Below are 17935 nucleotides of genomic sequence, written 5' to 3'. Positions count from 1 at the left end.
AATTTTGTCCTCCTAGCCCTAACCAAACATGCTCATGGTTTGGTTCATTTGTGTCATTAAGGTGTTCATTTGAGTGAATTGTTTGAGGTAGCGGCTGTACGCCATGTCGTACTTGCGCTCTAACGTCGCTTGTTTGTCGTCAATGCGCGAAATGTTCTGTTGTAGGGAGTCTTTACGGGTTTTGAAAAGACCGGTGGTCGACTTCAAAAATGGGTCAACCATGGTGTCGATGGAATCCAGAAGATTACCGTCGCCGTTAAACATGGCTTCTAGCGCGGCACTGTTATTTTTCTGCGCCTCTTCGAACTTGGTGGCATCCAGTGTCATCTTGCCGCTGCGATCAATCTCAATACCCACTTCACTTAGGCGCATTCCGTTGTATTCACCACGAATAATGCTGGTGAGTTGGCTTTCAATAGAGCGAAGTGTTGGATCACTCGCTAACACGCCACGTGCTTTATCTTCCCCGCCTATACCAGTGTATTCGTCCATGGTAGACATCAGAGTGTTGTAAGCGTCAATGAAGGCGTTAACTTGTTCTTTTGTCGCTTCATCATCGGCACCAATGGTCAGCGTCAGCGGTTGCTCTCCCGAGACCTGCGCCTTGCTGACCGTCAGGTCAACACCATCAATAACGCCAGTAAAGGTATTGCTACTGTTGGTGAGTTTTAGACCGCTACCCTCAGCGCCTAGCCAAATGACGGCATCTTGCGGTGTACTGATGTCGCTGGTGTTAGTAAAGGCATCTTCAAACCACGTTGCCCCAGTGCCTGAAGCAGACACGTTTACAGTATTGGCAACACCCGTTTCAGTACTCGACAACATAAAGTGCGTCTGACCATTGGAACGAACCAGAGTGGCATTGACGCCTGGGTTATCAGGGTCATTATTAATAGCGGAAACCAAATCGGCCATGGTTGCTTTGCCATCGCCGTCGGTATCAACTGTTGATAGGTCGAGTGATAAGGTTTTACCGTCAACCGTTAAATCGAGCGTGCCTGTTGTTGGAATCTCAGTGTTGGCATCTAGGTCGGCTGGCATACCCGTTGAGAGTTGGTGTGCGGTGGCAACTTGTTCTACAAACACCTGATAGCTGCCCGCCATGGCGCTGGCATTGGCCGTTGCAGAAAGGAAACCTTCTTGTGAAACCGTTGCCGTATTCTTAATGATGTTCGAGCTACTACTGTTCATGTTCGTTACGGCAGTTCGGAACTCACGTAATGCCGATTCCACTTTACCTAGTGCAGTAATTTGAGCCTGATACTTATCCGCTTGCATTTGATAACGCTGCTGAAATGGCTGCACATCATAAGTGGCAAGGTTGGTCGCCATAGTGATTGGGTCAAACGAACTCATTGGAGTGCTCCTTAGTTTTGCTGCTCGCCGTGCAATAGGGATGGACAGCACAGTATTCTTAGTGGGTTAAATCAAGATGTATGCCATGATTTAAAACATTAAAATTCAATTGGTTAGAATAGTTTTATTTCGTGGGCGGAAGCGGGGTTTCCATTGTGCTAGTTCCGCTTTTCCACCAGTAAACTGCCTATTACTCAGAGGGTTAAGGCGACTTGATGCTGAGAGGTATTAATCGCTGGTGATAAGATAAGTGGAAATATGAGATCTGGGTTCAGAGTTAGTTCTGTTCTCATCTCTTTACATCCCATCAAGCACCACCTAGTAATGAAAAAACCTCCCGAGGGAGGTTAAAAGGACGGATGAATAGTTAACGAAGGAAAATTCATCATATCCAAAAATAACCGATGCGGTTGGCTGGTAGCGATCACCGCACCAATTATTAAGGATGCTTGCTTTATTAGCGAAGTAGTGACATCGCCATACCAGGTAGCTGGTTAGTTTGCGATAGAACTGTTGTACCCGCTTGCATTAGCATTTGGTTCTTCGTCATGTTTGAAGACTCAACCGCGAAGTCAGCGTCAGTGATACGACCTTTCGCAGCCGATGTGTTCTCAACCATGTTGCCAAGGTTAACGATGGTGTGCTCTAGACGGTTGATGTTCGCACCAAAGCTTGAACGTGTAGTACCGATATCAGCAAGAAGACCTGCGTCACCTGTTGCACCTGTTAGAGTAGTAAGTGCAGTTTGAGCACCAGCTTCTGTCGAGATATCACCCAGAGCAAAGCCACCAGCTGCACCGATTGCTGTGTTTAGCGCTGTGATGTCTGTAGATACGTCAACTGCTAGTTGCTCACCAGCATTAGTACCGATTTGTAGGTTAACTGCACCCGCTGCAAAACCTGTTGTGTTAAACAGCTTCTGACCACCGAAGTTAGTTGAATCCATGATGTTCACTAGCTCTTCGTTAAGCTGTTGGAATTCTTTGTTCAGTGCCGTTTTGTCAGCAGTAGAAGCAGAACCGTTTGATGCCTGAGTTGCTAGGTCGTTCATGCGGTAAACGATGTTTGTCATCTCGTCCATCGCACCTTCAGCAGTTTGCATCATTGAGATACCGTCTTGTGCATTACGCATTGCAACGTTCATACCGCGGGTTTGAGATTCTAAACGAGTAGAGATTTGAAGACCTGCTGCATCATCTGCTGCAGAGTTAATGCGGTAACCTGTGCTCAAACGCTCCATCGCTGTGTTTAGCAGACCGTTTGTGTTGTTCAGTGTGTTTTGTGTAACTAGCGAAGCGTAGTTAGTGTGCATCGATAAAGCCATTGTCATTCTCCTTGAATCTATATCAATGTGGGACATTCGCCCCGCTCACTAACAAGAGGCGGTCGGTTAATTTCTAGGATTAATTGGAAAATGAAAAAAACTTGGAAATTATTGATTTTGGGTGGGAAAGTGTGAGGCTTATTCCGAAAAATAGCGATTTTGTTAGGGAAATCGGCCTCTCTTTTCATCAAGAAAGAGTGAAAGGAGAGGCGCCGATGTGGTTTAAATAAGCGCTTGGTTAGTACTCATCATTACCGGCATCACCGAATGACTTAAATGACATTGAGGTTGGAATATCACTAAAGTAGCCAAAATAATGACTGGCTCCAAGGCGCTTAAATTGAGTGAGTTCATCTTGATTACTGATTCGTCCTGCCACCCAAGCTAACTTATGATTACGACAGAATTTCACCAAAGGTAATAACCGTGTTCGGTCTTGTTTGTTTTCTAACGTTGCCGCTACTTTGAGTGCATCGGGCTCGAAGGGCAGTAACTGTTCGAACATACCTTGGCTCGGGTCAACGTCGAACCATAATGCGAAAGCTTGTTCTTTGAGGGTTTCGGTTAATGGATGAACCCGCTCATGCAAAGGGGTGGTCTCACTCAGTTGCAGTGATGGGATAATATGGTAGAACGCGCCTGCGTGGTATCGAATCACTTGTTTGAGAAAGTGCTCGCCTGGTTCCCACAGCAGGGCATCACTGCTAACAGGCACCACGACATTACTGGTGAGATCTGGGTGAAAGGTCTCTATTTGGAATTTGGTTTGGCGCAAGGCGAGATACAAACTGTACAAGTCTAGACAAAAGCGCATCGTATCAGAAAGGTCAAACTGGTAGACGCTTTGCTCACTTTGGCTGCCGAATCGTAGCGTCAAATGCTGAAACTCGACTTCCCCGTTTTTGGTGTCGCGAATGGCCTGGCAGGCATGGCGAATGTCATTTTTTTCAAAAGCGTCAAAAATAATCTGGTCGTCTTCCGTAACGACATGCTGCTCCACTAGCTGATGTAGGTAGCGATACAGCGCTTGGTTTGAAGTTAAGTTATCCAAGGTTTCCTACCACGTTTATCTGTTTGTTTTCTGGGATTTCGTTATAAGACAGTACCGCCAATCCTTGCGAGAAGGTGCGGGCATATCGAGCGATTAAGGGTCTTAGCTGTGGCATGACCAATAAGATAGGTGCAAGCCCTTGTTGCTTAAGCTGCTGTTTTATCAGCGGCAAGTTTTGCTGGAATTGACTTAGGATATTCGGCTCAATTGGGAAGCTATCTAACATGACGCTGCCATTGGCTTGAGCTTGTTGTAGTGAGGTCATCAGCATCTGTTCGAGCTCATCAGAAAGCGCGTACACGCTTAGCTCTTTACGCTGCCCAGCTACAAGATTAACTAAGGTTCGGCGCAGTGCACAACGTACGTCGGCAGCAATAAGAATAGGGTCTTTAGTATTTTCTGCCGATTCCAGCATGGTATTAGCAATGGTGCGAATATCCTTAAGAGGCACCTGATCGAGCAGTAGTTGCCTGTACACCTTTAACTGTTGTGCTGGGTTTAAAGCTGCACCGAGCGCTTCGGAAAGCTTAGGTGCTTGTTGGGTTAAGCGCAGATTCATTGCATCCACGTCATCATGAGTAAACAACTCCGCTAAATGCGACTTCATCACCTTACTAATGTGTGTGGCGATAACGGTGCCATCATCGACGACTTGATAGCCCATATTAAGCGCTTTGGCTTTGTCTTTATGTTCGATCCAAACCGCCGGTAAATGATAAGCAGGGTCACTGCCTAAGATGCCATCCACCTCGCCATAAGTTTCACCGACAGCGATCGCCATCAGACGATCGGGTTCGATAAAACCTTCTTCGATGATTTCACCATTAAGCGATAAGGTGTATTGGTTAGGTTTTAGACTCAGGTTGTCACGAATACTCACCTCTGGAACTAAGAAGCCCACTTGTTCTGAGAGATTTTTACGTACACCTCGAATACGCTGTGTCAGCGGCGCACCTTGCTCTTTATTCACTAGGTGCACCAATCGATAACCCAAGGCTAGCGATAAGCTATGTACATGCGGGATATCATCCCAAGATAGTGGTTGCTCATTGTCTGCTTGCATAGCAGCAGAAATCGCTTCAACTTCATCAAGCTGCGGATCGCTCACAGGAGCTTTGGATTGACGCCAGCCTGCGAACGCTAGTACACCAGAAAACGTGAAGAAAGCGAGATGTGGCATGCCTGGCACTAGACCAATAATCAGCATAATGGCAGCAACCGTGTATAAGGTTGCTGGCGTCGCCAATAACTGCTTATGCATGGTATCGGTCATATCGTTATCGCTGTCATTGATGCGAGTAACAATGATGGCCGCTGCCGTTGCCAGTAACAGTGATGGAATCTGTGCCACTAAGCCATCACCGATGGTCAGTAGTGCATAGGTCTTGAAAGCTTCAGAAGCGGGTAAGCCGTGTTCAAACACACCGATACTGATACCGCCGATAATGTTGATAAACAGAATCATTAAACCTGCGATAGCATCGCCACGCACAAACTTAGAGGCACCATCCATCGAACCGTGGAAATCAGCTTCGTTGGCGACTTCTTTACGTCTTTGTCTTGCCGCTTCTTGATCAATCAGTCCCGCGTTTAAGTCCGCATCGATCGCCATCTGTTTGCCTGGTAGCGCATCAAGGGTAAATCGAGCCGAGACTTCAGAAATACGTTCACCACCTTTGGTGATCACCACAAAGTTAATGATCATCAAGATGATGAAGACCACCATACCTACGACGTAGTTACCACCAATCACGACTTCACCGAAGGCTTGGATAACTTTACCAGCCGCGTCTCCACCATTATGGCCTTCGAGTAGAACGATACGAGTCGAGGCCACGTTCAAGGTGAGTCGCATTAGGGTTGCTATAAGCAAAATGGTTGGGAAGATGGAAAAGTCGAGCGGTCTTTTGGCGGTGGTACTGACCAGTAACACCAAAATAGCCAGAACAATATTGAACGTGAACAACGCATCGAGTAGCAAAGGCGGCAATGGCAAAATCACCATAGCCAAAATCATCAGCAACACAATAGGGATGCCAATATAGCCTTTTCCTGAGCGTCTAAATTGTTTAAGACGATTCAACATGAGAGTTCCTTTGTTACTTGTTCTAATTATCCGTTAGTGCTGCAAATGTTTAGGTATTGAGAACACGGGAAGAGGTAGCGGTTTGTCTCCCGAGCCTTGGCGAAACGCCTTTAATTGCATCACGTAAGTTAAAATATGTGCCACGGCGATATAGAGCTGGCTAGGGATCGCTTGCTCTATGGCAGTGGTGTAGTAGATAGAGCGCGTTAACGGCGGCGAGTGTAAGATTTCCACCTGATTTTCACGAGCAATGCGTTGAATGTGCATCGCCGTTTCATCGATACCTTTTGCCACTACAAACGGGGCATCTGACAAAGAGGTGTCGTATTTTAGAGCGACAGCGTAGTGAGTTGGGTTGGTGATCACCACATCGGCCTTGGGGACGGCTTTGTCGATTTTTCGGCGCGCAAACTGCTGTTGAATCTGACGAATACGCTGTTTTACTTCCGGACGCCCTTCGTTATTTTTGTACTCTTCTTTCAGCTCTTGCTTGGTCATTTTAAGCTGCTTGAGGTGCTCCCAACGTTGGTAAGGAATATCAATCACGCCAAAGATAAGCAGAGCCACGCCCATCAGTAACAAACCTTCAAATAATATCGTCATCACCATAGTGATGCCTTGCGATAGGGTGAGCTTTTGCATGCCAAGTAGCTGAGAAAAGTTGCTATCCAAATAGGTATAAAGCAAGGCAAAAATCACCGTGACCTTGAGCGACGACTTCAGCAGTTCAACCAATGAACGTGTTGAAAACATACGTCCAACACCGGAAATGGGGTTGAGCTTACTCAACTTGGGTTGGATATTCGCTGGGCGAAACATCCAACCGCCAAGTATCATGCTACTGCCGATAGCGGCAATGACGATGACCATAAACATGGGTAGCAGTAATTCGATGATGATGCCAAGGCTTTGACCCAGTTGCTCAATCATTTGTTTAGGGTTCTCTAGGTCCTGACGTGTCAGTGCCATATTGAAGCGAAATACACCAGAAATGTGCTCCCAAATACGACCTATTTGGCTATAAAAATAGATGGCAACAATCAGAAAAAGCACCGCAGTAGTGAACTCTTTGGCGCGAGGAATTTGACCTTCCTGCCTCGCCTTTTTGATCTTCTGAGGTGAGGCCTTTTCGGTTTTATCTTGGCTGGACTGCTCGCTCATGCGCCCCCCACCATAAACAGGTTAAGTTGACTCAATGTTTCGTGTACCAGCGCGGTATAGCGGCTAGGAATGCCACTAACGGTCAGCAAGATACTAAACAAACCAAGCAACATGGTCATTGGGAAGCCAAGGGCGTAAACGTTTAGGCTGGGTGCCGCTCGGTTCATGACACCAAAACTGATGTTCGCCAATAGCATGGAGACGATGGCTGGCAACGCCAAAGCTAAGGCTGAAGCAAACATCCAACCAAACAAAGAAACAATATTGTCTAAAGAGGCGATGGTGATGCCAGAGCCGACCGGCCATACCACAAAGCTCTGCACCAAAATATCAATGACCAGAAGATGCCCTTCGAGTGCAAGGAATAATAGCGTACACAGTAGCAAGAAAATTCGTCCCAAAATGGCAACGGAGAGTCCATTGACCGGGTCGTTCATGATCGCCATACCAAGCCCCATTTGTAGCGAGACGATTTGCCCTAGCATGGTGAAGATGGTGAAAAAAAGGTGCAGTATGAGTCCGAAAAAAAGTCCCCACATAGCCTGTTCAAAGGCCAAAAATAGTGAGGTCATCGACAGCAAATCAACGGCAGGCATTGCAGGCATAAGTGGTGCCGTGATCACCACAATTGATAAGGCAAGTAGGGCTCTGACCCATACTGGAATTAACGCATCACCGAAAAATGGCATGGCCAGAAAGGCAGCCCCAATCCTGAAAAAGGGCCACCATAACTGACCTAACCATTGAGATATTTCGGCGAACGTAATCTGCATTAACCAATCATCCCTGGAATGTTATGGAACAAGAAGTCGAACAGCTCCATGATTTTGCGTAGCATCCAATGCCCGGCAAAAATGACCATCAACAGGGTGGCCAATAATTTAGGTAAAAAGCTAAGTGTTTGTTCTTGGATTTGAGTCGCAGCTTGAAAAACCGCGATAACCAAACCCACAAGCAGTCCTGGCACTACCAGTACCATCACGATACTGATGATGAGCCAGACGGCGTTTGAAAACAGAGTAACGGTCAGTTCTGGAGTCATGATTCACGCTCTCATCCACTGCCAAAGCTGGCGGATAGGGTTCCGACTGTCATCGCCCAACCATCAACCAAAACGAACACCACCAATTTGAATGGTAATGAGACAATCAATGGCGAAAGCATCATCATACCCATTGCCATCAAGACACTTGCGACTACCAAATCTATGATTAAAAAAGGAATAAACAGCATGAAGCCGATCTGAAAAGCGGTTTTCAGCTCGCTGATCACAAAGGCTGGAAGAACAATAGCAAAGGAAATATCCTCCACCTTTGAATCCACCGGTTCGTTGGCAATGCGCAGCATTTGTTCGAGTGAATTACGTTGAGTTTGTGCGAGCATAAAATTGCGTACCGGCTTTTCTGCGGTAGCAAAAGCTTGCATCAAAGTGATTTCGCCTTGGTCATAAGGAACGAAAGCGTGCTCATACACATCACTCCAAACGGGACGCATGATGAGGATGCTCAGACTGAGTGCTATACCAATCAATACTCGGTTGGGGGGACTTTGCTGTAAGCCCAAAGCCTGACGCAAAATCGCTAACACGACAATGATGCGAGTAAAACTGGTGGCCATCAAAATGAACGCAGGCAGAAAGCTCAAAGCAGTCATCAAGAGCAAGATTTGCAGCTTGACGCTGTATTCTTGTTCTGATTGACCATCGTTAACGGTCAGAAATGTCAGTCCATTATCCGCCAAAGCAGGATGAGCAAACAAACCGAGCATGACGATGACCAGGCCTATGAGGAGCAGGCGTAGGTTCGAAGGATAAGCGATACCAGCTAAACGCAGTTTCACGAGCTACTTACCCATAGAGGTGAGAGCAGAATCAACAACATCAATCAGTCTCAGGCCGTACTTTTCGTTGACGACGACGACTTCGGCATGCCCCATAAGAGAACCATTAACCTTTACATCCAAAGGTTCGCCGTTTAGCTTATCAAGTTCGATAATACTGCCTTCACCAGCAGACATTAGATCGCCTAGCGCAACCTCTTTGCTGGCGACTTCAAGAGTCACGGTGACGGGGATATTTTTGAAGAAACTAAGATCTCGCTCTGATTGAACTGGAGCAGCCATAGGGGCGTCGGTATCAAAGTCCTCAAGTTGAAAGTCATCGAAGCGCAGTTCGTCACCGTCGAAGACACTTTGTTCTGGCGAATCGCTCATCGGTTGGTTTCCTTATCATCATTTAAAATTAAAACGAGTTGCCCCTCTTGCTCTGCCACACGTCCAGTGAATAGGGTCTCTTTACCTATATTTACCGGAGCGTTATTGAGCAGTTCAATAGGGAGAATGTCGTCAGCTTTGAGTTTGAGTACTTGTGTTAAAGGCAACACGGTCTTACTCAGTTGGACGTTCAAGCGGACCGGGGTTTTATGCAAGGCATGATTGAAGTCACTTGCCATGTGTGGGTTGGGTGTTAATTCCAGTTCATCAATCAGCGTCTGAATCAGTGCGCTATCTAATGTGACGGCCAACAGAGCTTGTTGGTTACGCACGTGAATGGATAGGGTGGCAGTAATGCCAATACCTGGAATTACCTCAAATTCATTTTGTTTCCATGCGGTTTCTGGCGCTATCCACTGCGAGGCGCACTTGGCAATACGCTGCAATAGTCGTAAGTCGCTATTGGTGAGTTCCCCACCACTTCGTTCCATACTAGTGCCATAAAATTGGTCAGATAAGCGCATTAGCATAGTGGGTTCCATCGACACATAGAGCATGCCGTCATCGCTGTGTTTGAGCACTGAAACACTAGTTGAGTTTACGTTGGTTTGCGGTAGGTCAGTAAGCGAAACATGGTCTAATTCGACTAACACTTGTTGTGTTTTTAACCAAGCTTGTAGCTCAAGGCTTAACTGTTGGCATGAGTTAATCAATAACTCTTCGAGCTTATTGCGAATGATATGAATGGGTTTACCTAATAATTCCACATTAAGAGTTTGCACCTGTTCAGGCATCTCTGTTTTTTGCATATCCATATCTTTACCAAACGTAATCTGAGTGGGTTTCATTTGTAATTATGTGTTGCCATTTAATAACAAAGCGTCATTTTTCGTCAGTCTACTCTGGTTTTTTTATTTATTTTTAGCCCTCTTATGTAAATTTGTGAACTTGGTTCATATGTTTGTTTTCGCTATATAAAGCACCTTTAAATATAAAATAAATACAGGTAGCTTAATTAAATAATAATTATATTTGATGGGTAAAGTAGCGGTTAAATATTGCACGCAGCCCATATATAGCAACAATCAGAGTGAGTATTTTATCTAAATTTATGTTTTATAACGTCTATCAAGGGATTTTATAAAACGTCTCTCTCATATGAAAGTAGGCTTCTATGTATTATGTGAAAGAGATATAGATGGACAGCAATATGATCTATGGCTTAGTTAAAAAATATTATTTCTCATTATGTCGAGATTTTTCTCGGTCAAGAGAATGTAAAATACAAATTTACACTTTCACTGTTAATAAGATGTATCCATTAGCGTTATTAATGGGGATATTTTTTGGGATTAAGATCTCACACGCAGCGGAAGTAAATATTCCGATGGATTTGGTTAATTGGCAATTTGTAGAGGGAGAATTTGAGTGCCAGCTTGTTCAGACCTTGCCAAATAATAGGGGGAAGTTTTACTTCCATGCGGAACCTAATAATCAACTGTCGGCAGTTCTGCATTTACCTAACAATAACATCAAACAAGCACAGCTATTCCAATTGTCTGCACCATGGCATACCCCTGTGCAACACACCATGATTGATGACGCCGCGAAAACAACGCGTGGCTACGCCATCTTTGATGTCGATATTGACGCTTTATTAGCTGCCATCACTCGTGGATCTTGGATCAGAGTGAGCTCTGTGCAAGCTGCTAATCAAGTGGGTGACGCCTTTGTTTTGCCCTCCACTCGAATTGAATCGGCGTACTTTAGCTTCAATCAGTGTCGCTCCAAATTACCTGAAATGAACTACAGCCAAGCGAGAGATGTGGTGCTGAAGTTTGATTTTGGCCAGCGAGTGGTCACCAGTGAACAACGCCAAACACTGCAATCATTAGCCAGCTATATCAAAGCAGATGGTTACATATCAAAAGTGCTGGTGGATGGACACACGGATAATGTCGGTTCGTCATTGAGCAACCTTCAGGTGTCTCGAGTACGTGCCGATGACGTAGCCAGTGTACTCACTGAGTTAGGGACGCCAGCCAAGCTGATAGAAGTACGAGCCCATGGTGCTCGTTACCCAGTCAGCAGTAATGAGACTGAGTTTGGTCAAGCAAAGAACCGCCGAGTCACTGTTCGAGTGGTTCGTCACCCTTCCACCAACACAGCGTCTTCAACGGATCTGAAGACGGAGGTTCAGTAAATGAAAAAGGATATTCTCTACGTTGAGCCTTGTGAGCAAAACGCTCAACCTATTATCGACCTATTAACGGAGCAGGGCTTTAGCGTAAAGCATGTTCGAACTGGTCGTTCGGCGCTGTTAACCGCTTCAAGTTCCATCAGTTTAGTCAGCTCTAATCTGCCCGATATGAGTATTCGTGAGTGGATTGCCTGTCATCAGCGAAAAACTAATCCTGGCGTGGCCATTGCCATTGTTGAGCAAGACCAAGGCCTAGTCGCCGCTGAAGCGATGAAAGCGGGAGCGACGGATTACTTGCTGCGTCCATTTGAAGCAGCGCAACTGGTCAACTTGATTCGCCGAGTAGAGGCACTTGAGAAGCCAATGGCCAATATTGTGGCGGAGTCTTGGCGTAGCAAACAAGTCTTGCAACTGGCGCATCGCGCGGCGTGCACCAGTGCTAGTGTGTTGATTACAGGGGAATCGGGTACAGGTAAAGAAGTGCTCGCTCGTTACGTCCACGATCAATCGCCTCGTACACAGCAGCCTTTTGTGGCTGTTAACTGTGCCGCTATTCCTGAATCCATGCTAGAAGCCGTATTGTTTGGTCATGTGAAAGGTGCATTTACCGGTGCGACGGGTTCGCAAACTGGTAAATTTGAAGAAGCTAACGGTGGCACAATTTTGTTGGATGAAATTGGCGAAATGTCGCCAGCCGTTCAAGCTAAGTTATTGCGAGTGCTTCAGGAGAGAGAAGTGGAGCGCGTGGGTAGCCATAAGTCGATTGCTTTAGATATTCGAGTGATTGCGGCTACCAATAAAGATCTTCGCGAAGAGGTTCAAAAAGGGACGTTTAGAGAAGACTTATATTACCGCTTAGACGTATTGCCGCTGCATTGGCCGCCACTTCGTGATCGCAAAGATGACATCCTACCTATTAGCCAATTCTTTATTAATAAATACAAAGAGCAAGCCAATTGCTACTTATCTGAGGATGCGCAGCAAGCGCTTAGTCAATACCACTGGCCTGGCAATATTCGTGAATTGGAGAACGTGATTCAACGTTCGCTCGTCATGCGCCACGGCGACTATATTACGGCTCACGACTTGATGTTGCCGATTGAGATCCCTGCTTTCAATCCTGTGGTGTCCAATGAAAACCTAATGGGACACGTGGAAGTCAAAAAGCAGGCGGAATTCCAATTTATCTTAGAAAAACTACGTCAATTTGGCGGAAACCGAACTAAAACGGCGGACGCTCTAGGGGTTTCTACACGAGCACTGCGCTACAAATTAGCCGCGATGCGAGAGCAAGGAATCGATCTACAGTCAGCCATTGGCTCGGCTGCGTAAAGGAGAAATTTGATGGCGATGCAACCTATAAATAACGCGTTATCCGCAGAGCAATTAATGCTGACAAAAATGCAGGTAATGCAGCAGCACGTGCAGCCTGATTTTGTGGTGTCCAATAACCAAATCGATGTGAATAAGGTTAATGAACCGATGGCATTTTCCGGGGCAATGAAAAATGTGCTCGATATGGTGAACCAGCATCAATCTACGGCATCACAGAAAATTACGGCAGTAGAGACCGGAGAGAGTGATGACCTTGTTGGAGCCATGATTGCTAGCCAGAAAGCGAGCTTATCGTTTTCTGCTCTAATGCAAGTTCGCAACAAGGTGGTTGCGTCCTTTGAAGATATTATGAAGATGCCGGTGTAGAACATGTCAGAATTAGCACCTCAAACTGTGGCGGCAACGGGATCAATTGATATTGCCCCAAAAACAGCAAACTCCTCAAATATGAACGATATCAACGCCAAGGTGAAGCAGCTGTGGTCAAGCTCGCAGCGTAACTTGGTATTGTCAGCAGTACTGGCCGCTATTGTTGCAGCCATTATTGTGGTGGCGCTGTGGAGCTCTTCGCAAAGTTATCGTCCGCTATACAGCCAGCAAGAACGTTTTGATATTGGTGAAATTGTATCAGTATTGGAGTCCGAAGGTATTGCCTATCGACTGCAAGAGCAAAACGGTCAAGTGTTAGTCGCAGAAGGTCAAGTGGCGAAAATCCGTATGTTATTGGCAGCAAAGGGCGTTAAAGCTCAACTGCCAACCGGATTGGACTCACTCAAAGAAGACAGTTCTTTGGGAACGAGTCAGTTTATGGAAAATGCTCGTTATCGTCATGGACTCGAAGGTGAGTTAGTACGCACCATCATCTCTCTTAATGCTATCTCTAATGCCCGTGTTCACTTAGCCATTCCGAGACAGACGTTGTTTGTTCGCCAGCAAGGTGAAGAGCCGTCGGCGTCGGTGATGATTGAGCTTAAGCCGGGCGAAGACCTGAAACCTGACCAAGTCGAAGCCATCATCAACTTGGTGGTGGGTAGCGTAACGGGAATGAAACCAGAGTTTGTTTCGGTTATTGACCAATATGGCCGTTTGTTGAGTGCTGATGTCGGTTCGGCAGAAGCGGGCAAGGTCAATGCGAAATATCTGGAATATCAAAAGAACGTTGAAAAGCAGATTATTCAACGTGCGGCAGATATGCTTACGCCGATTGTAGGCCCGAGTAACTATCGTGTTCAGGTTGCGGCGGATATGGACTTCAGTCGAGTGGAAGAAACACAAGAAATCCTCGACACCAACCCGGTGGTGCGCAACGAGCACAGCATTCAGAACAATACCATTGATAAAATAGCACTTGGTATTCCGGGCTCTCTGAGTAATCAGCCGCCAGTGACAGGTGAAGTGCCAACTAATGATAGCCAAAATACCAATGCGCGCAGTGAGCTAAATCGTCAATACGCGGTAGGCAGCAGCGTACGTCGTACCCAATATCAGCAAGGTCAAATTTCTAAGCTCAGTGTCTCTGTACTACTTAATGAAAGTGCAGCGCCAAATGGTACGGCATGGACACCAGCCGAACGCGCACAAATATCAACTATGATCACCGATGCTGTAGGTATCTCCGCCGATCGTGGAGACAGCTTGAGTTTAATGAGCTTTAACTTCACCCCAATCGAAATCGAAGCGCCACCGGCTATGCCGTGGTGGCAAGACCCAACAGTGCAACAGCCTCTGCGTTATGTCATTGGCGGTATGCTCGGAATGGCGATGATCTTCTTTGTACTTCGTCCATTGATTATGCACCTAACGGGAGCGGATAAGCGTGGCAACGAACTTGAATTCGCTGAGCCTCAAGAAGAGGAATACCAAGAGAATATTCAGACTCGTGAAGAGCGCGAACGTGAAGAGATGCTGAATCGTCGATTGTCTGAGAAAGGCATTGAATCCACCTCTTCAGGCCTTGATGCTAGCAGTGACATGCTGCCCCCTCCAGGGTCGCCGTTGGAAATTCAACTTAAACATCTACAGCTTATTGCCAATGAAGAGCCTGAGCGCGTAGCGGAAGTACTTAAACAATGGGTAAATGTGAATGAAAACAGCACAGTCAACGCCAGCAACGCTTAGTCATGTTGAGAAAACCGCTCTTGTGCTTTTAGGTATGGGGGAGGATGCCGCGGCTCAGGTGCTGCGTCATTTCTCTCGCGATGAAACACAGCGTGTCACCCGAGCGATGGCGCGCCTAAGTGGCATCAAAAGTGATAATGCCAAAGGGGTGATTCAACATTTCTTCGAGGACTTTAGGCAGCACAGCGGTATTCGTGGTGCCTCAAAAGAATACCTGTCAAACACATTGCGTAAAGCTCTGGGTAATGATTTAGCTAAGGGATTACTTAACAACCTGTATGGTGATGAAATTCGCAATAACATGCAGCGGCTGCAATGGGTTGATGCGGAGATCTTGTCGAGATTTGTAGCGAAAGAGCACCCTCAGATGCAGGCTATATTCTTAGCCTATTTACCACCAGAGACCTCTTCTGCAGTACTTAGTTACCTTCCTGCGGATTATCACGATGAGTTGCTGTATCGCATTGCTCGCTTACAAGATATTGACCATCAAGTGGCAGCGGATCTTAACGAATTAATAGAACGCTGTATTGAGCAGGTCTCAGTAAGTCAAAGTGCACCTATGTCTGGCGTTAAACAAGTAGCCGACATTATCAACCGTTTCTCGGGTGACCGAGCAATGTTAATGGAAATGCTCAAACTGCATGATGAAGACGTCGTCAGTGAGATTGAAGAGAACATGTTCGACTTTATGGTGTTAGGTAGGCAGCGTGAAGACACCATGGATACGTTGGTTCAGCAAGTACCAATTGAGCTTTGGGCTGTGGCGTTAAAAGGGGCGGAAATTACTCTACAACAGGCAATTAAGCGCTCGATGCCACAACGTATGGTAAAAGCATTGGAAGACGATATGCAATTGCGCGGCGCAGTGCCTGTTAGTGCGGTTGAGCGTGCTCGCAATGACATTATGCAGATCATCAAAGAGCTATCGGAAGCGGGTGAAATCGAGTTGTCACTGTACCAAGAGCAGACGGTGGAGTAAGCCATGAAGGAAAAAGCGATTTTTACCTTGCCGCCAAGTGGCTATAGACAACACCGCTTCCCACCATTGGCACAGCCTTCGGCTGTGGATGAGTTTACTGCTGAACTCAGTTGGGATGACGCACCGACACAAATCGATGTGCAAGAACGCCTTGAAGAAGGCTTTCAACAAGGGCTAGAGCGTGGTCATCGAGAAGGCTTAAACCAAGGAATTGAGCAAGGTAAGCTACAGGGTTTATTGGAAGGTCAAAAAGAGGGCTTTCAAAAAGGTTTTGTCTCGGGTGAACAGTCGGGAAAGCAAGCGTTCCTTGATGCCGTTAAACCCGTTAATGACATCTACGTTTCACTGTCTCGCTGGCAGGAAGAAAAAGAACAGCAACAACGCCATATCATTTGTGAGTTGGTACAAAAAGTGGCGCAGCAAGTCATTCGTGCTGAGCTGACGCTGATGCCGCAGCAAATTCTGGCATTAGTCGATGAGACACTGGAAGCCATGCCGGGTAAAACCGAAAAGGTCACGGTACACCTAAACCCACAAGACCTAGAGCGTATTACCCAGATTAATCCTGAGTTAGCAGATGGTTGGAAGTTGGTCGCTAAGCCAGAGCTGCCCGTTGGTGGTTGTCATTTGGTGACGGAAGATGCCGAAGCTGACGCCAGTTGCGACTCTCGATTGGAGTCGTGTATGGATGCAGTGAAAGAGCACCTCTTGGATGAAGTGACACCGATTGATTTAGCGAGTGACGATGACTAGTGCTTCCTCCCCTCTACTCCATGACCGCTTAAACGATGCGATTGCGTCACTTAACTTAGTTCCTGTTGCGCGAGTCACGGGAAGGTTAGTGAAGGTGAACGGTTTAATGCTGCAAGCGGTTGGGTGTCGATTTAAGCTTGAGCAACGATGTCTGGTTGAGACTGATGAAGGCGGTATGATTGAAGCGCAAGTGGTGGGCTTTGACCATAATATTGCCTACCTGATGCCCGTTCGTCAGTTGGGAGGATTATTTGCTGGTGCCAAAGTCATACCGCTTGATGGTGATAGCTCGGTTAATTTGGGCAGTCATTGGTTAGGGCGTGTGGTGAATGGGCTTGGTGAAGCATTGGATGATGGTGCGGTGCTAAAAGGGGGCGATCGTGTCTCTTTAGAGCCGAAACCAATAAACCCATTAAAACGCCGTCCCGTTGATACGCCGTTGGATGTGGGCGTACGAGCGATCAATGGATTGCTTACCGTCGGCAAAGGGCAGCGCATTGGTTTAATGGCAGGCAGCGGTGTGGGTAAAAGTGTGTTGATGGGGATGATTACTCAAAACACCGAAGCCGATGTCATTGTGGTTGGCTTGATTGGTGAACGTGGTCGTGAAGTGCGGGAGTTTATTGAACGTAATTTGACGCCAGAAGCGCGTAAGAAAGCCATTATTATTGCGGCTCCTGCGGATGAGTCGCCATTAATGCGTTTACGGGCCACATTACTTTGTCATCGAGTTGCCGAGTATTTTCGAGACAAAGGCAACGATGTGTTGTTGCTGATGGATTCTTTAACTCGCTATGCCATGGCGCAGCGCGAAATTGCGTTAGCATTAGGTGAGCCTCCGGCATCAAGAGGGTATCCACCTTCGGTATTTAGTGTGCTGCCTCAGCTGTTGGAACGTGCGGGTAACAGTGAGCATCCCGATGGCAGTTTGACGGCCATTTACACGGTTTTAGCAGAAGGAGATGACCAACAAGATCCTGTGGTGGATTCTGCGCGCGCGATTCTAGATGGTCATGTGGTGCTATCTCGCTCACTGGCCGAGCAAGGGCACTATCCGGCAATTGATATTAATGCGTCGATCAGCCGTTGTATGTCAGGATGTACTCCTGAAGTGCACAGTACGCTTGCCAATCAATTTCGTCAGCTTTATTCCAACTATTTGCAAGTGAAAGAGCTGCTTCCTTTAGGCGGTTATCAGCCAGGCCAAGACCCTGAACTCGACCAAGCGGTGGCGATGCACCCCCAACTTAAAAACTATCTATTGCAAGCGGCCAATGACGCGGTGGATTTTCAGACATCGTTAACGGAACTGGCGCAGCTATTTCAAAACCCTAATTAAGCAGGAAGCCAAACGCTAG

General features: G+C 46.7%; 17 protein-coding genes. 7 read left to right on the top strand and 10 right to left on the bottom strand.

What is annotated here, in order from left to right:
* Positions 1-18 precede the first annotated feature (18 nt).
* The 10 genes from fliD to AWH66_RS17565 form a co-directional block, all read right to left on the bottom strand.
* Positions 19-1356 carry a flagellar filament capping protein FliD gene (fliD, locus tag AWH66_RS17610; RefSeq protein ID WP_063604221.1) on the bottom strand — a complete coding sequence of 446 codons (1338 nt, stop codon included), beginning with the start codon at positions 1354-1356 and terminating at the stop codon, positions 19-21.
* A 457-nt stretch (positions 1357-1813) separates the two neighbouring features.
* On the bottom strand, positions 1814-2680 hold the full coding sequence (gene lafA / locus AWH66_RS17605) for a lateral flagellin LafA (RefSeq protein ID WP_063604222.1): 867 nt from the start codon (positions 2678-2680) through the stop codon (positions 1814-1816).
* A 238-nt stretch (positions 2681-2918) separates the two neighbouring features.
* Positions 2919-3731: an EAL domain-containing protein gene (locus tag AWH66_RS17600; protein ID WP_063604223.1), complete on the bottom strand. Its 813-nt coding sequence runs from the start codon at positions 3729-3731 to the stop codon at positions 2919-2921.
* Positions 3724-5817 (bottom strand): flagellar biosynthesis protein FlhA, encoded by a 2094-nt coding sequence (gene flhA / locus AWH66_RS17595; protein WP_006072152.1) that lies wholly within the window; start codon positions 5815-5817, stop codon positions 3724-3726. The genes AWH66_RS17600 and flhA overlap by 8 nt, the downstream gene beginning before the upstream one ends.
* A 33-nt stretch (positions 5818-5850) precedes the next feature.
* Positions 5851-6978, bottom strand: a complete 1128-nt coding sequence (gene flhB / locus AWH66_RS17590; RefSeq protein WP_031493095.1) for a flagellar biosynthesis protein FlhB — start codon at positions 6976-6978, stop codon at positions 5851-5853.
* Positions 6975-7751 (bottom strand): flagellar biosynthetic protein FliR, encoded by a 777-nt coding sequence (gene fliR, locus AWH66_RS17585; RefSeq protein ID WP_006072156.1) that lies wholly within the window; start codon positions 7749-7751, stop codon positions 6975-6977. The genes flhB and fliR overlap by 4 nt, the downstream gene beginning before the upstream one ends.
* Positions 7751-8020, bottom strand: a complete 270-nt coding sequence (gene fliQ, locus AWH66_RS17580; RefSeq protein WP_006072158.1) for a flagellar biosynthesis protein FliQ — start codon at positions 8018-8020, stop codon at positions 7751-7753. Before fliQ ends, fliR begins: the two co-directional genes overlap by 1 nt.
* 11 nt (positions 8021-8031) lie before the next feature.
* The gene (gene fliP / locus AWH66_RS17575; RefSeq protein WP_050798619.1) at positions 8032-8745 is read right to left on the bottom strand and encodes a flagellar type III secretion system pore protein FliP; all 714 of its coding nucleotides are present in this window, start codon (positions 8743-8745) and stop codon (positions 8032-8034) included.
* A 75-nt stretch (positions 8746-8820) separates the two neighbouring features.
* Entirely contained in the window at positions 8821-9189 is a 369-nt protein-coding gene (gene fliN, locus AWH66_RS17570; RefSeq protein ID WP_038228711.1) for a flagellar motor switch protein FliN, read from the bottom strand.
* Positions 9186-10004 carry a FliM/FliN family flagellar motor switch protein gene (locus AWH66_RS17565; protein ID WP_063604246.1) on the bottom strand — a complete coding sequence of 273 codons (819 nt, stop codon included), beginning with the start codon at positions 10002-10004 and terminating at the stop codon, positions 9186-9188. The genes fliN and AWH66_RS17565 overlap by 4 nt, the downstream gene beginning before the upstream one ends.
* A 518-nt stretch (positions 10005-10522) precedes the next feature.
* On the opposite strand from AWH66_RS17565, the gene AWH66_RS17560 reads away from it, so the two are divergent.
* Genes AWH66_RS17560 through fliI form a run of 7 tightly spaced genes read left to right on the top strand, consistent with a single transcriptional unit; the run spans position 10523 to position 17916 of the window.
* Positions 10523-11392: a MotY family protein gene (locus AWH66_RS17560; RefSeq protein ID WP_063604247.1), complete on the top strand. Its 870-nt coding sequence runs from the start codon at positions 10523-10525 to the stop codon at positions 11390-11392.
* A complete protein-coding gene (locus tag AWH66_RS17555; protein ID WP_063604224.1) occupies positions 11393-12721 on the top strand; it encodes a sigma-54-dependent transcriptional regulator in 1329 nt (442 codons plus the stop codon).
* Positions 12722-12733: 12 nt separating this feature from the next.
* Positions 12734-13090: a flagellar hook-basal body complex protein FliE gene (gene fliE, locus AWH66_RS17550; protein ID WP_063604225.1), complete on the top strand. Its 357-nt coding sequence runs from the start codon at positions 12734-12736 to the stop codon at positions 13088-13090.
* Between the two features lie 3 nt (positions 13091-13093).
* Positions 13094-14842, top strand: coding sequence for a flagellar basal-body MS-ring/collar protein FliF (gene fliF / locus AWH66_RS17545; RefSeq protein ID WP_063604226.1), 1749 nt, complete (start codon positions 13094-13096; stop codon positions 14840-14842).
* Positions 14808-15824 carry a flagellar motor switch protein FliG gene (locus tag AWH66_RS17540; RefSeq protein WP_006072174.1) on the top strand — a complete coding sequence of 339 codons (1017 nt, stop codon included), beginning with the start codon at positions 14808-14810 and terminating at the stop codon, positions 15822-15824. Before fliF ends, AWH66_RS17540 begins: the two co-directional genes overlap by 35 nt.
* Positions 15825-15827: 3 nt before the next feature.
* The gene (gene fliH / locus AWH66_RS17535; RefSeq protein WP_063604227.1) at positions 15828-16577 is read left to right on the top strand and encodes a flagellar assembly protein FliH; all 750 of its coding nucleotides are present in this window, start codon (positions 15828-15830) and stop codon (positions 16575-16577) included.
* Positions 16570-17916 carry a flagellar protein export ATPase FliI gene (gene fliI / locus AWH66_RS17530; RefSeq protein WP_063604228.1) on the top strand — a complete coding sequence of 449 codons (1347 nt, stop codon included), beginning with the start codon at positions 16570-16572 and terminating at the stop codon, positions 17914-17916. The genes fliH and fliI overlap by 8 nt, the downstream gene beginning before the upstream one ends.
* The last annotated feature ends 19 nt before the right edge of the window (positions 17917-17935 follow it).

This window comes from Vibrio barjaei, from assembly GCF_001639065.2.
Lineage (GTDB): Bacteria > Pseudomonadota > Gammaproteobacteria > Enterobacterales > Vibrionaceae > Vibrio > Vibrio barjaei.
This window is presented reverse-complemented; position numbering and strand designations above follow the sequence as displayed.